The sequence below is a fragment of the Anaerobium acetethylicum genome (assembly GCF_900096945.1).
Taxonomy (GTDB): domain Bacteria; phylum Bacillota; class Clostridia; order Lachnospirales; family Lachnospiraceae; genus Anaerobium; species Anaerobium acetethylicum.
The window spans coordinates 19,973-34,437 of sequence record NZ_FMKA01000004.1; the positions used below are offsets into that span (position 1 = coordinate 19,973).

The window sequence follows — 14,465 nt, forward strand, 5'->3', positions numbered from 1 at the left end:
TCCATTTGGTAAGGTCAAAGGTGTGCGAGGGATGTGTTAATCTTTTCCCAGCACTTTCTTTATTAGATGTTTAGCTTTTCTCAAAGTTCGACGCCACAACGGAGTATAATTTCCATACTTCCTTGCAATATATGAAAAATCTTTATTCTCGAAATCTTTCCAGAACTGATTTCGCTCATCCGGAACTTTTTCTGGTTCAATTAGTGGATGTTGCATTGAGTCTTCGATTCGAGTTTTATACCAAACTATGTCATTTTTTGCTTTTTCAAAATACAAACTTCCTTTTTCCGTATTAACCAATACAAGTGAAACACCTTTATTATCATCTAACCGAGGACAAGCTTTCTCTATTCCCCAATAATCAGCAATAGTTATATCGCCGGGATGATCAATAGACTTGTACGGACATTCGTAGCATACAGGTCGAAGAATATTGTGGCTATAAAATAAATAAGTCCATACTTGGCTGTTTATTTTTTTATTCTTACAAAAAATTGTTTCCACATGGTCTCGCCACCCGAAGTCCTTTTTGTTTCTAAAGTCAACATTAATTATAGTTTTACCCTTAGATATCCAGTCAAGATATGTTTTCCATACTTTCGGACTAGGAACCCCATGACAAACAATATCTATACAAAGAAGATTATTATAATCTTTTTTAAGGAAACATCTAAATCCTGCAACTTGACACGATGTGCCTGAGAATAAAACGTGTCTTCCATCTTCTAAATCATTTTTTATTTGTTTATAACAATCTCCCAATCGACTCTGTATATATTTGGAGCCTCTCATCAGATCTCGGCCAGTTTTATTTTCTGTTCTAACGTGAATCGCATTATAATTTTCATCTAATACGCATCCATAAACTACTCCGCCGTCCAAAAAAAGATCAGAAATAGCTGTAAATATTCCTCCTGAGCGCGAAGTAGCTCGTATTCTTTCATCTTTATGTTTAACCGCATATACATTCATCGTTTCAAAATATATCTCCTTACTACTTGCCAACAATCCCTATTTACAAGAAAATTTAATCCCATTCCTATAGTACTAAATACAACAGTCAGAATAATTCCCCATACAGCGCATTGACCATAAGAAGTAATTTTAGGCGTATAAAATTTAGATAGCAAAACTACACTAAAGAAAAATAAAAGATTCACGCCAATTATAGAGATTGATCGCCAATATGATCTTTGCATTACTTTTTTATCAGCAATATATGTACACCAGACAACTTTTAGGGGAAGTGCGATAACAGTTGCCAGTGTAACTCCCACTATTCCAAACCTATGTACAAACAAGACTGATAAAATCAAATTTGTTAAAGCTTCTACAAGTGAAATGTAACCTGTTTGCATTGCATATCCTGCAATACCGGTTAATTGTCCTCCAACATAACGACTCCAAGATAATATCTGTATTAAGCAAAACATTAATGGAAGTGAACTATATATGTAGTTAACATCCGTAATGCCTCTCGTATATAAAGACACGAACGGAATCGTCAAGACATAGCATACACTCATTAAAATCGTCACTAATCCAATAAAAATAGAATTTAATGAATCATGTAACTTTTTATAAGTTTCAGTACCATTATGATATGAATACCCTATTAAATAACCAATGCTTATAAAAACAGCAGACAGTAATGAGGAAATATTGGCAAATATCATATTATAAATTCCATATACTGAAGAAAGCTGTGTACTAACAAAAATTGATAGGACAATCATATCGGTTGAAGAAAAAATAGTCCAACAAACTTCTGTCAATATATATGAATTTCTATCTTTTAATTTTAATGAATTAACTTTTCTTTTAGGAGCAATCCATCCATAATGCTTCTTAAAATATATTTCATAAGCAAAAACTTTTGTTATAGTTACAAAAAAGTGAACTACCTGAAGAATTACAATACTAATGCCAAGTGAAGCCATAATAATTTTTGTGGCATATCCTATGATTTTATCTGTAAGACTGATTGCATTATTAACATAGCCTTTCCCATCAACGCTTAAAATTATAGACGGTGTCTGTATAAAATAAAAAGAGACCACTCCAGACATTCCTTCAAGCATAACAAGTAAAAAAATTGTAAATCTATCTATATTTGTTTTTAATACAAAAGGAAGAGCAAACGACAATATTGTCACACCAATAGCATAACAAATCGTAAATTTCCTAAAATAACAATTGGCCAAATAAGTGATCTCTGATATTTCATCTTTATTTTCATCTCCAAATGGCTTGAATAGTGCATTTCTAGCTGCTTGTCCTATGCCAGCTTCCAATAATGCCATATAAGTAAAAATTTGCGTCAAAGTACTCAAAAAGCCATTTGCATCAGAACCATAACTAGTAATAAAAATGCGCGGGACTATAAGACCAAGAATCAAAGTTATACATTGACCGCCGAATCCTGTAGCTACGTTTTTGATGATTCTATTATCTTTACTCATAATCTATACCTTCTAATGATGAAAGCAAAACAGCCTTTGAGTATGATGAATACTTTTCAAGGACTTCATTCACCTTTTGATAATCTATTTCAGAACAAGTTGGAATATTACTGTCAGTTATCTCTCTATCATGTAAGTCAAATATTTCTGCCAAAGTATTTAATCGACTGTTTGTGCCATTTTTATTTAACTCATAATAAAATTGCTTTCCAAGCCTAATCGACAAAGCCATCCCATGAAAAGATGTTGTAACTACATATTTTGCGCTATTTAACGTTTCCATAAACTTTCTTGGGCCTATATCCATAAGTTTTTCACACCAATCTGGAATATTTTTTTCAGTTCCATATGAGTGACAATACTTTACAGATAATCCTGTCTTTTCATGCAAACTCTTAGCAATATCTAAACTATGAATTGGGTCATTAACGAAAAATGCAAAAATATAATCTGAGCTTTTCTTTTTTAAACCAAGTTTTTCTTCCCATTCACATTTTGTTAACAAGAAAACAGGATCACAAACTACCTTTGCTCTGGCATAATTTGTCGCATTCAGCTTCTTTAATATTTCAACTCCATCATTTTCTCTAATCAATGGAATCTTAATAGTAGAAATTAATTCTGTCATCTCTTCTTTTGCGGGATATGTTAATATTGAATTATTGCCAAAAGAAGCTGCATATGAAAACCTATTTTCTGGATTTACAAACTTTAAAAAGTAGTTCAAATCATCTTGGACCATTGAAGCATTCCATACCTGGTCACTTCCAGTAATAAACAAATCATAATTTTTAGATGCTTCACTTATATTATTTGAACTATACGGTTGTGAACATACTAAATATTTTTGTTGGAATTTTTCAAAAGTCTTTTTTCTGCGTATCTTCAAACTAAGCTTGCTAATAGAATCACGTCCGAGAATCACTGATTTAATCATAGATTTCAATCTTAATGGTGAATAATAATAGTTTTCTATACATTTTGATCTATAGTCTAATATTTCTGCTTCATTATTTATTGATAAAAATTGTTGTAAAGCAAAAGCTTGTAACATTGCACCAAAATTATGTGCTCTATGAAACGTAATTATTCCAATCTTTTTTTCCATTAAATAACCTCACCAAAAATACTTTGTGATAGACTATATGAACCAATTCATCATCAAAAAATCTATTTCCAAAGTACTTCTTTCTTTATGATTTTTGCTGGTATACCGGCAACTAAACAATTCCCTGGAACATCTCTTGTTACTATTGCACCAGCTGCAATAACAGCGCCATCTCCTACATTTACACCTTTAAGAATTTTAGCTCCTTCTCCTATCCACACATGATTTCCAATACATACTTTTTCTGTCATGTGATAATCATCTCTGATCATTTCGTGATTATCCGAATCTCTTATAATCACATTCTCTGCAATGTAAACATTATCGCCGATTGTAATTTCCTGATGACAGTCAATCATACTTCCCTGATTCATATATCCACTGCCAATCGTTAATGAAGCACCATCTGCAACAAAAAGTTTACATCCAGCATAAATCAAAAAGTCATCGACTCTCAAACTACCTTTACCAATTGAAAATGTAGAAACCGTTTTGTTAGTAAGTGTAAGTTTTCTATTCCATTGAAGTCCAAAAACTAACTTCTTGTTTATTTCAATACTTGACTGTTTGTTTATGTATTTATTACAAGGGGAATATATTACTAATTTTCTTTTTAGAAAATGAGAACATATCATTTTTAACAAATTTATCATTTAGATTCTCCATCAATTAGTGCAAGTCAACTTCTCTTTAATTTTCAGTAATTGCAAATAAGTAAGCGCACTCATTATTTTATTATTGCTTATCAATTTATGAAGCATAACATACCTTTTACCAAACAAACATGATTTTGCAGTGTCAGTATTACCGAACATACGAAGTAGGGATTGATAAGCTCTCATTAGTTTCTTTTTATTAGTAAAATTCACCTTGCTAAGATCATCAATAATATATTTCAGACAATATCTCGATAAGTTTTTTTGAATAAAAGTATCAAATAAATTTCGTTCTTTTAAAGTTTCAATAAGAATATTAAAAGATTCGCAAATTGCAAGCGGCTTTTTATCGATAGTAGTTGACAAGGAATTTTCTGCAATTCGATAATATATAAATGTTTCCTCGAAGATATCATTGCGTGGGAAATAACACTGTGCAAGACAGTTAAAATACATGTCCTCACCAGTACGCGCATTATTGAACTTTATATTATTATCTATCAAAAACTTCTTTCTGAAAAATCTTCCCCATGGAGCTGGAGATGTTCTAAGTAAATAATCATATTCATAATCAGAACTATAATAAGTATCAAATATCTTATCACCATTAAAGTTTTTAAATTTTAGGAATAGAATATCCGTATTCGAATAAGTAAGTTTCTCTATTATTTTTTGAATACATCCCACATTAAACAGATCATCTGAATCAATAAAAGTTATATACTTGCCTTGTGACTTTTCTATTCCTAGATTTCTTGCATATCCCGCTCCTGCATTTTCTTGATGAAAAATTTTAATTCGCTTATTTTTTTTAGCATAGTCCAATAACAAATTCCAGGAAGTATCAGTCGATCCATCATCAACAAAAATAATTTCTATATCTATTCCAGAATCTATTTGTTCACAGCATTCAAAAAAATCAGATAAATAAAGTGATTTATTATATACCGGAATTACAATAGATATAAAAGGTTTATTCATTGTCTTTCAATTCCTTTATCTTTGATAGAGCTTCAATAACAACCTTGTCCATATCATAATATTTGTATTGCCCAAGTCTGCCGCCAAAATGAACATTTCCTAAATGACTTGCTTCTTCCTTATATTTAGCATATAAATCGTTATTCTTGTCATTGTTAACTGGATAGTATGGTTCATCCCCAGGCTTCCATGCAGTAGAATATTCTCTTGAAATAACAGTTTTAGGTGATGTGATATCAAACTCAAAGTGCTTATGTTCAATAATTCGAGTAAAAGGTACTTCAAATTCTGTATGGTTTACAACGGCATTGCCCTGATAATTTGATCTATTTAAAATTTCTGTTTCAAAACGAACTGTACGATACTCAAGTGGGCCATATTTGAAATTAAAAAATTCATCAATTGGACCAGTATAAATAATACTATCTGCAATATTTTTAAATTCTTCTCTATTGTCAAAGAAATTAGTATTTAGTCTTACTTCAACTCCATCAAGCATTTTTTCAATTATACTTGTATAACCACCAACAGGAATCCCCTGATAGCGATCGTTGAAGTAATTGTTATCAAAAATAAATCTAACAGGTAGTCTTTTAATAATAAATGCAGGCAGTTCATTGCAAGCTCTTCCCCACTGCTTTGCTGTATAACCTTTTATTAATTTTTCATATATAGTCGGACCTACTAAATTAATAGCCTGTTCTTCCAGATTTTTAGGTTCATCAATATGATACGCTGTTTTTTCCGCCTCTATTTTTTTCAAGGCATCTTCAGGTGTAAAAACATCATTCCACAGTTTTGTAAATGTATTCATATTAAATGGTAAGTTATATAATTCATTTTTATACCTAGCTACTGGCTGATTAATATAATTGTTAAATTCAGCAAAACTATTTACATAATCCCACACTACTTTATTTGAAGTATGGAAAATATGAGCACCGTAAACATGTACATTAATTCCTTCAATGTTTTCGGTAAAAATATTGCCAGCAACATGATTGCGTTTATCTACTACTAAACACTTTTTACCAGCTTTGTTTAATTCGTATGCGCAAATAGCCCCGTATAAGCCAGCACCAACTATTAAAAAATCATATTTTTTCATATGCATTCCTTTTCTTTCACTATTTTTTTAAGCATTCATTCAACATTGTTACGTTGTTTTCATAGAAAACAGGGACGTCAAACTCTGTTTCAAAAAGTTGTCTATTAGATTTTCTTAATTTATCTAGTTGCTTGATATCTAGCTTAAATATATTCTCAACATTTCTAAAGAAATCTTCGTCATCTCTATAAACAAAAATTCCTTCATAAGCATCTTTATCAAAATACTTGTTTCCACCAGTATGAGAAATCAGCGGTATTGTTCCCAAGGATAAGACTTCCAATAAGACTAAGTCAAAATAAGTCTCTCTATTAGGAAGTACAAATATATCGCTTGCATTTATCAAAGAATGAGGATCATTAGTCCAACCTACTTCGATCCAGTGCGGATGATTCAGCCCCTTAATCGGCTCCTCCTTGCCTGCCACTAAAATATAAGCATCCGGGTATTTTTCCAGCAATTTAATTCCAAATTCTTCAAGTTTATCATATCCTTTAATTTCATTATGTCTGCCAACATAACAAATAACCTTAGCATCAAGAGGAATATTAAATTTTGATCTTATCTCATCTCTACTAACTTTGGCAGTTCTTTTATTTGTACCAGTGAGCAAATATCTAAATTTTTCTGAGTTTTCGCTTTTAAACTTTTCAAACCCGTTCCATGCATGTATATACGGCTCTTCTGCCTCCTCGCATGGAAAGACTATATAGTCGGCTAGGCCAAACGAACGTTTATCAGCCATTTCGGATAACTTAAAAACAGGCCAAAACAAGATTTGTTCCCATCTTTTCTTGCCATTATATGTTTCAATAGAACCTAAAGTTGGGCAATGAGAAGTTAAAACAACAACTCCTTTGTATTTCTTCAGGCTTTTTCTGAATTTATAAACATCAGAAGTTCTATGAAAATGTATTAAAGCATATTCATTGCTTTCGATATCTTCGCTTCTATTTCCTATCACGACATGCTTGATTGTTCTAAATTCATTAATTATGCTTTCTTTAACACTAGAGCTAGAAGAAACTGCTACACTAGTGTCTTCAATTTCTCCTAAATGAGTTAAAAAATTTAATTGATTACTTCTCTTTATATCTTCTTGATATAATGTATAGAGATATCCAGCTGGTCCACCAACAGGTTTTAGCAAGGATTTCTCCATGAAAATTAGGAATTTACTCATATACCCTCCTCAACAAATAGTTCTAATAATTCTTTTCACAGATATTTCATAAATATAATTAATAACAAAACTTACCACATAGCTAAGCACAAACGTTAGAGTGAACGCCATCAAAAGAGATTGCATACCATATACAAGATTATTAAGGTAATAGAAGCAAAAGAACGTATGCGTTAACCACATAATTGTTATAGTATTACCAGGAAACAGTTGAACAATCTTTTCAGCCGTCTTACTCGATAATACAGAAAAAGCTAAAATTAAAATACCGACAATAAAAGCATCAAGCCTATATACTTGTCTTACAGTAAATGAACGTATTAAGAGCATTACTACCACCAAAACCGGTGATAAAATCTTTGAATACTTTTGTTTTTTTACTCTATTAATTAAATCGACATCAGCTAAATGGATTCCTATACTCATTGGGTACTGATACACGCAGAAATTTTCTACCCCATTTATGAAAATATTAGAATCCGTTATTTTAGGAATAATTATTCCAACAACATAAATCAAACTTGTGATAACAAAGAATTTTATTTTGCCTTGTTTGTAAATAAATTGGTAAGCTGGTGATGAAAGCAGCAGTAATACATATAATCCTACAAACCACCACTCTTTATTAAAATTACTTTGCAAGCCTAGCAGTTCAAGAAACGAAAAATCTTCTAGTCTGTACCCCCCCCCCGATAAATCCGTAGGGCAATGTAATAATCATAATAAACCAGTAAAATGAATAGAACTGGACAGTCTTAACCAAAGAATACTTCCATGATATTTTGTCATTTAATATTTTCCTACCAAAGCCATACCCTGATATAATAATAAATATCGGCACACACAATCTGCAGCCTTCTGCCAACTTTTGAATACTTGTGCTTACAACAAAAGTATTCGAAATTCGATCAGGGAATGCAAAGCAATGATGAAATACCATCAGCATTATCGCAAATACTTTCAAAAGCTTACTTTGGTATTTATCCATTACCTAGAATCTCCTCCCACTTGTCTACTATTTTATCTATATTAAAACGCCTTGAATCTTGATATGCATTTTCAGAGAAAGAAGTTAATTCCACCTCATTACTCATCAGTTCGTCTAATTTTCTTACAAATGTTTCTTTGTCCCCTTGCTCGATCAGGAAACCATCATTTCCATCGATAACAATCTCGCTAGGACCAGTAAAACAATCATATGAAATTATAGGTAAGCCAGCTTTTTGTCCTTCCAACAACACCATTGGAAAGCCCTCAAATCTAGAGGTCATTACCATTATTTTGGATTTGTTATAGTAGTTTTCAATGTTCTTTACAAACCCAGCAAATACAACATTTTTAAGTTGTTGTTTGTTTACATAGCCTTTCAGTTCAGCTTCTTCTTCTCCACTCCCGCAAATAATAAGTTTCCAATCACTGTGATTTGCTTCTATTTCATTCCATATTTCAAGAAGTTCTAAGAAGTTTTTTTGGTAGGCCAATCTACCACTGGCTATAACAACATTTTCTCTCAAATCAAAGTTAACTTTTGCGCTATCTCCCACAGTAGGATTATATATGTAATCAATAGAATGCTTGATTTTTAAATTCTTCTTATATTCTTCAAGATCCGCCTTGGTTAATACAATTATTTTATCAGCATATTTGGCTGCAAGAACACGTGCTCTATCTCTATTCTTAACACCATTATTAGAGCTAAAATTAAAATGTTCCCAGGCAATCATTTTCACCTTGCAAAACAACTTTAATGGCAAGGAATATAAACACAATAGAACATCAATATCAATCAAAACATCCGGTTTCTCTTTCTTCAAGAATTTAAGAAGTCTTATATACGGAAAAACTTTTCTTTTTATTTTTCCTTTTGCATTTTCCATATGCAAAGAATATAAGTTTATTTCCTTTTCCTTCTCAAAAGTAGCCTTCTCTCCATTTTCATAACTCAAAATACTTATATCGTATCCTCGACTTGCAAGTTCGTTTGCAATCAGAAGAGAAACTCTTTCTGTTCCACCGGTCCTTGTTATATTTCCAGAGAAAAAGCAAATCTTCATATTTAAGTCCTGAAACAAAGCTGCATTCAAATTTGAATGTGAATTTTTATTACTAATTTTCTTAGCGGGTACACCAGCTACCGTTATACCTTCCTCTAAAATGTCCTTTACTACAACACTCCCAGCACCAATACAAACATCATTGGCAATCTTTATATTTCCAATAATTTTAGCGCCGGATCCAATAAAAACATTATCTCCAAAAATCGGAGCAGCAGTTTCACCATTAGTGGCGCCAATGGTCACACCTTCTTGGATTCTACAGTTTTTACCTACTCTTGCATTACCATTAACAACAATTGTTCCATAATGCGCTATACTCAATCCTGAGCCAAATACATTAATTGGTATAGAAAATCCTAATTTTATAGATAAGGATTCAAATCTTTTTTTTAAAAAGTAAATATACGGATAAAATATATATGTACATTTACAATTTCTATAGTATTCATACTTGCGATACAGCTTCTGCCATTTAGTTACAATCGTTTTTCTGTTTCCATTTGCAACATTATCAAGTATCAAATATTCGTCAAAATCATTTTTACTACTAATCATATATTTTAATTCCATTCCTTAATTTTTTTGATAAAGCAAATCCAACCATTATACCTATAACTATGTTTTGTGGCGAACTGTTGAATATTTGCTCTCCGGTTGATTCCACCAAGGCCTGGACGAATACTAATAACGAAGATAAAGCGATAAAAGAACAAGACTTGCCATTAACTGATACATCTGTCTTATAATTTCGATATAACGCTTTCATAATAGTTGCCAAAAGCACTACATAAATAATTGTTCCAAGTACTCCTGTCTCCCCCATAATTGCAGGCCAGAATGTATCCATACCGAAGAAAATATTTCCAGGCTTGAGTCCCCAAACCGTGTTTAATCCATAAGCGTAATACCATTCTGAATAATTAACTTGAGCATAATATGTTCCAAATTTACTAAATCCTACGCCTAAAGGGAAAAAGTCCTTTATAATTGATAACGAACCAACTAAAAATGCATATCTGGCGCTGCCACCTGAATCCGTAAAATACATCTGATAGGTTTCGCTTATTAACCCTCCAAAAAAGAATATAACAAAACCTACGCCAATGAATGGAATGATGATTTTTTTTGCATCAATTCTCTTTTTTTGTAGCACAAACGAATCAAATAATAAAATTGTAGCAATTCCTAATACTACTTTGACTTTCATCGATAAGCATGCCAAACATGCATAAACAATAAATAAATATAGTGACCTCTTTTCCTTATTTGTCCTATATTTTGAATAGTAAAGTATGCTTATAAACAACATGAACCATCCATATTGCCCAGCATGAATAAATAACCCCATTACAGACGGTAGTCCTTGTCTCGTATAGTCATAGGCAAACGGAATTAATTTCGTCCATAATGAAGGAGCAATAAAATTGACGATACCAGTAACAGCTGTAATTTTTCCAGCAAACAAAAGGGCATCTACAAAATGGTAATACGTCTTTTCCTTAATTGGATGAATTATAAGAGACATTATTAAAAGATAAATTTTTACCATCAAAATGCTTGCCATTAATAGTGAAGAAAATCTATAAGAACTGTGAATAAGGCAACTTACAACTCCTACCACCCAAAATAACGACAAAAGTATGAATATTTTGGTAGTTAACGAAGATATATTACTACGTTTTGCTAAGTAGAATATTGCTCTAGCGACAAAAAACAAAATGAAAAGTTCGTCTATATGATCTAGAAATCCTAAATGTGTAATACTAATTAATGAGTCCTGATAAACTATAATAAATGTCAATATGTATATTAACAACTTATTTTTTGATATTTTCATTACTATAGTCCTCCATTAAATCTACATACTTTGAAACCGCATTTTCTAAATTGAATACTTCAGATCTTTCTATAATTTCATCTTTTTCAAATCTAAATCTCCCAGATAAAAATCCAATAATGCTTTCTGATATTTCATCTTCTTCAAAGGATGTCAAAATGCCATATTTTCCGTCCTCCAATATTTCTTTTGGGCCAGATTTGCAATTTGTACTTACCGGAACACAGCCACATGCCATAGCCTCAATCATTACAGTAGGCAAACCTTCCCAAAGTGATGTCATCCAAAAGCAATCAGCATTGTAGAAATATTTATATGGATTCTGTTCAAATCCTTTAAATACTACACGATCTGTTATATTCAATTGGTCTGAAAGGTTATGCAATGCGTTCTCAAGTTCTCCTTGTCCTAAAATCAATAGATAAGCATCTTTTTTCTTTAAAACCTCTTTAAAAGTTTTTAGCATTAATTCATAATTCTTTTGCTTCGTCAATCTGCCAGCAGCTACAATAATTGGTAGTCCTTTATATTCATCTAAATTTAAAGGAACTGACATTTTTTCTTTTAGTTCTCTTGAAACAACTGGGTTATAGATTGTTACCGTCTTCTCATCTTTTACACCTATACTATCGATGTAATCTAGTCTTGCTTCGTTTGACACAACAATTGTTTTTTCAACTAGATAATCTAAATGTCGCAGAATAAAGAACTTTGCTTTTTTATGATCTATTTTTTCTGAACTAGTAGTATTGTGTATCACTATAAAAAGTCTACATTTTGCATTTGAAAAAAATTTTGCCAGAAGTGTAAAAAAGCTCATTCCAAGAGAAACCAAAAAAACTTCAGTATAGTTTCTCAACTGGCTTGCTAGGTTCTTAAAAAAGATATATTTACTTGTTCCAAGTTCAATAACGTTAATATCATGAGACAAACTACTATTAAAATCACCATTATTCTCTTTAACCAAAAATGTAATCTTGTATCCTCTTTTGCTCAATTCGTTAGCAAGGGTTATTGTAATACGTTCCGCTCCGCCGCCTGTAAATCTATGCATAACGAAAGCAATATTTCTATTTTTCATTGCAACACCACCTTGCCTGGTACAAATCCAATAAACGTTTAAAATATAAAGAATCCGAAAAATTGTTATAACATATTGATTTCGAACCAACACTCAATTTTGTAAATTCATCTATATTAATAAGTTTTTTTATAGCATTCGTAAGCTGTTTTACATCACCAGGATCTACTAAATAGCCATTATCTCCATCAATAACAGCTGAGGATATATCCCCAACATCCGTAGCAACTATAGGCATTCCATAGCTCATAGCTTCAAGAATAGCAATTGGCAATCCTTCATTATAGGAAGGAAGCACCAACATTTGGCACTCTCTCAGCAATTTCTGTTTCTTTTCACCATCAGTCCATCCAACGAAATTAACAACATCATCTATCTTTAATTCTTCAAATTCATTTTTTAGGTTTTCTTCTTCTGCACCACTACCGGCAATAATTATCTTAAACTTATTATTTCCCAAATCATCTTTGAGTAACTTTGTAGCCTTTAGTAAATCCGAAACCCCTTTTCTTTTTATCAAAACACCTAAGAATAAAATATTAAGCGGCTCTGCCCATTTAACGGTTTCTTCAGGAATATGTACTGTATTGTTAACTACAACTGTGTTAGTTGTAGGCTCTATCTCTTTAATAACTTTATTCCATTTTTCACCAAGCACTATAAAAGCACTTGCTTCCTTTAGTAAGGTTCTAATCTCTTTCTGTTTCTTCTGATTAGAAGAGTCATACCACTTTTTGAACTCTGATCCATGTAAATGAATGATGTCAGGAATCCCATTATTCCTACACAATTTATGAATCAAAAACTTTCTAGTAAAACTACCCTTGTAAGACATATGAATATGAACTACATCTGGTTTATTTGTTTTTATTTCCGTCTTTATTTTTGAGTATGCCTTTTCAAAAAATATAATTTTTTTGAAATTGTTAGCCTCAATATAGGTAGGAATAAATTTCATTTCTACGCCATCTGCTACCCAATCATGCGAAAGCATTTGTGTTATTACGCTTGTAATTCCACCTTTAACAGATGAATCATTTCCCACCATTAATACTTTAACCACAATTTCACCCCTCTATAAATTCCTCTAAGCTCTTAATTATTGTCTGCGTGTTACTCTTATATTCATTGTACTCAGTCTTCTTCACTACATCTAATGCCTTCTGTAGATTCATATCTTCACACGCATAAATCAAACCTAATTCTTTAAATTGCCCAATCAGCTGGATTTGATGATCATCAACATGCTCTCCATATTTAGCCAATCTTGGAACTGCAATTACTTTCTTTCCCTTTTTTACAGCCCCAATAATTGCACCAGTGCCACCGTGAGTAATAACTATATCCGACTTACTCATGACATCAGCAAATTCATCTCTGTCGAGAAATTCTTTGTACTTATAATTTACTGGCTTGTAATCGCTATATCCAATCTGAGCAAATATCTCTTCATCTGTTTTTAACTCGTCTACAGCTTTAAGCAGCCTATTAAACTGAAACTTTTGTGAACCTAATGTAATGAAAATCATCAGTAAATTCCTCCCAGGAATATTGCATTAGGATAGAATTTCTTCATTGACTCCCACTGCACGTAAAATATGTCAGCATACTTATACATAAGCTTTCCGGTTTCCGTTGGAGATGAAACCTTTGCGAATGACTCTATGTACACAAGTTTCTTTCCAAAGAGCTTAGCTAAAAGGCAAAGAGGAATCATTGCGAGAACCCCAGTTGTGATTATCACATCAGGCTTTTCAACAATCATCAGTTTTAAGCTCTTGAATGCATTGACAATCATCCACAGTGGCATCGATTTTTCTTTACGATTAACCTGATGCATGTAGTACATCTTCTGCCCTTTAATCACAGCTTTGTATTCAGTTTCTTCTGTTACTACACAGCTCTCATATTTTTCCATAAGAGGTTTCAGCATAGAAAGCTGTTCAAAATGTCCACCTGATGAAGCAGCAAAACACAACTTTTTTCCCATAT

General features: G+C 32.0%; 15 protein-coding genes. All 15 read right to left on the reverse strand.

What is annotated here, in order from left to right:
* Window positions 1-36: 36 nt before the first annotated feature.
* The 15 genes from BJR36_RS05405 to pssD all read right to left on the reverse strand — a co-directional run bounded on the left by BJR36_RS05405 (window position 37) and on the right by pssD (window position 14,463).
* A complete protein-coding gene (locus BJR36_RS05405) occupies window positions 37-972 on the reverse strand; it encodes a Coenzyme F420 hydrogenase/dehydrogenase, beta subunit C-terminal domain (protein ID WP_091231228.1) in 936 nt (311 codons plus the stop codon).
* A complete protein-coding gene (locus tag BJR36_RS05410) occupies window positions 969-2,462 on the reverse strand; it encodes a lipopolysaccharide biosynthesis protein (RefSeq protein WP_091231230.1) in 1,494 nt (497 codons plus the stop codon). The genes BJR36_RS05405 and BJR36_RS05410 overlap by 4 nt, the downstream gene beginning before the upstream one ends.
* Window positions 2,455-3,570, reverse strand: a complete 1,116-nt coding sequence (locus BJR36_RS05415; RefSeq protein WP_091231233.1) for a polysaccharide pyruvyl transferase family protein — start codon at window positions 3,568-3,570, stop codon at window positions 2,455-2,457. The genes BJR36_RS05410 and BJR36_RS05415 overlap by 8 nt, the downstream gene beginning before the upstream one ends.
* A 62-nt stretch (window positions 3,571-3,632) precedes the next feature.
* Entirely contained in the window at window positions 3,633-4,223 is a 591-nt protein-coding gene (locus BJR36_RS20860) for an acyltransferase (RefSeq protein ID WP_091231236.1), read from the reverse strand.
* A gap of 12 nt (window positions 4,224-4,235) precedes the next feature.
* Window positions 4,236-5,207 (reverse strand): glycosyltransferase family 2 protein, encoded by a 972-nt coding sequence (locus BJR36_RS05425; RefSeq protein ID WP_091231240.1) that lies wholly within the window; start codon window positions 5,205-5,207, stop codon window positions 4,236-4,238.
* A complete protein-coding gene (glf, locus tag BJR36_RS05430; protein WP_091231243.1) occupies window positions 5,200-6,315 on the reverse strand; it encodes a UDP-galactopyranose mutase in 1,116 nt (371 codons plus the stop codon). Before glf ends, BJR36_RS05425 begins: the two co-directional genes overlap by 8 nt.
* Before the next feature lie 19 nt (window positions 6,316-6,334).
* On the reverse strand, window positions 6,335-7,498 hold the full coding sequence (locus tag BJR36_RS05435; RefSeq protein WP_091231246.1) for a glycosyltransferase family 4 protein: 1,164 nt from the start codon (window positions 7,496-7,498) through the stop codon (window positions 6,335-6,337).
* 9 nt (window positions 7,499-7,507) lie between these two features.
* Window positions 7,508-8,140 (reverse strand): hypothetical protein, encoded by a 633-nt coding sequence (locus BJR36_RS05440; RefSeq protein ID WP_091231248.1) that lies wholly within the window; start codon window positions 8,138-8,140, stop codon window positions 7,508-7,510.
* 10 nt (window positions 8,141-8,150) lie between these two features.
* On the reverse strand, window positions 8,151-8,486 hold the full coding sequence (locus tag BJR36_RS21120; protein WP_091231251.1) for an acyltransferase family protein: 336 nt from the start codon (window positions 8,484-8,486) through the stop codon (window positions 8,151-8,153).
* A complete protein-coding gene (locus tag BJR36_RS05450; RefSeq protein ID WP_207648823.1) occupies window positions 8,479-10,125 on the reverse strand; it encodes a glycosyltransferase in 1,647 nt (548 codons plus the stop codon). The genes BJR36_RS21120 and BJR36_RS05450 overlap by 8 nt, the downstream gene beginning before the upstream one ends.
* Complete coding sequence (locus BJR36_RS05455; RefSeq protein WP_091231258.1) at window positions 10,103-11,392, reverse strand: O-antigen ligase family protein; 1,290 nt, start codon at window positions 11,390-11,392, stop codon at window positions 10,103-10,105. The genes BJR36_RS05450 and BJR36_RS05455 overlap by 23 nt, the downstream gene beginning before the upstream one ends.
* Entirely contained in the window at window positions 11,373-12,473 is a 1,101-nt protein-coding gene (locus BJR36_RS05460) for a glycosyltransferase (protein WP_091231262.1), read from the reverse strand. Before BJR36_RS05460 ends, BJR36_RS05455 begins: the two co-directional genes overlap by 20 nt.
* Window positions 12,463-13,536 carry a glycosyltransferase family 4 protein gene (locus BJR36_RS05465; RefSeq protein ID WP_091231265.1) on the reverse strand — a complete coding sequence of 358 codons (1,074 nt, stop codon included), beginning with the start codon at window positions 13,534-13,536 and terminating at the stop codon, window positions 12,463-12,465. The genes BJR36_RS05460 and BJR36_RS05465 overlap by 11 nt, the downstream gene beginning before the upstream one ends.
* A gap of 4 nt (window positions 13,537-13,540) precedes the next feature.
* On the reverse strand, window positions 13,541-14,002 hold the full coding sequence (pssE, locus tag BJR36_RS05470; RefSeq protein ID WP_091231268.1) for a PssE/Cps14G family polysaccharide biosynthesis glycosyltransferase: 462 nt from the start codon (window positions 14,000-14,002) through the stop codon (window positions 13,541-13,543).
* Window positions 14,002-14,463, reverse strand: coding sequence for a PssD/Cps14F family polysaccharide biosynthesis glycosyltransferase (pssD, locus tag BJR36_RS05475; protein ID WP_091231270.1), 462 nt, complete (start codon window positions 14,461-14,463; stop codon window positions 14,002-14,004). Before pssD ends, pssE begins: the two co-directional genes overlap by 1 nt.
* Window positions 14,464-14,465: the final 2 nt, after the last annotated feature.

Bases quoted from the DNA above. Each gene is read 5' to 3' on its own strand.
- BJR36_RS05405 (WP_091231228.1), bottom strand. From the start codon at position 972: ATGAATGTATATGCGGTTAAACATAAAGATGAAAGAATACGAGCTACT.
- BJR36_RS05410 (WP_091231230.1), bottom strand. From the start codon at position 2,462: ATGAGTAAAGATAATAGAATCATCAAAAACGTAGCTACAGGATTCGGC.
- BJR36_RS05415 (WP_091231233.1), bottom strand. From the start codon at position 3,570: ATGGAAAAAAAGATTGGAATAATTACGTTTCATAGAGCACATAATTTT.
- BJR36_RS20860 (WP_091231236.1), bottom strand. From the start codon at position 4,223: ATGATAAATTTGTTAAAAATGATATGTTCTCATTTTCTAAAAAGAAAA.
- BJR36_RS05425 (WP_091231240.1), bottom strand. From the start codon at position 5,207: ATGAATAAACCTTTTATATCTATTGTAATTCCGGTATATAATAAATCA.
- glf (WP_091231243.1), bottom strand. From the start codon at position 6,315: ATGAAAAAATATGATTTTTTAATAGTTGGTGCTGGCTTATACGGGGCT.
- BJR36_RS05435 (WP_091231246.1), bottom strand. From the start codon at position 7,498: ATGAGTAAATTCCTAATTTTCATGGAGAAATCCTTGCTAAAACCTGTT.
- BJR36_RS21120 (WP_091231251.1), bottom strand. From the start codon at position 8,486: ATGGATAAATACCAAAGTAAGCTTTTGAAAGTATTTGCGATAATGCTG.
- BJR36_RS05450 (WP_207648823.1), bottom strand. From the start codon at position 10,125: ATGGAATTAAAATATATGATTAGTAGTAAAAATGATTTTGACGAATAT.
- BJR36_RS05455 (WP_091231258.1), bottom strand. From the start codon at position 11,392: ATGAAAATATCAAAAAATAAGTTGTTAATATACATATTGACATTTATT.
- BJR36_RS05460 (WP_091231262.1), bottom strand. From the start codon at position 12,473: ATGAAAAATAGAAATATTGCTTTCGTTATGCATAGATTTACAGGCGGC.
- pssE (WP_091231268.1), bottom strand. From the start codon at position 14,002: ATGATTTTCATTACATTAGGTTCACAAAAGTTTCAGTTTAATAGGCTG.
- pssD (WP_091231270.1), bottom strand. From the start codon at position 14,463: ATGGGAAAAAAGTTGTGTTTTGCTGCTTCATCAGGTGGACATTTTGAA.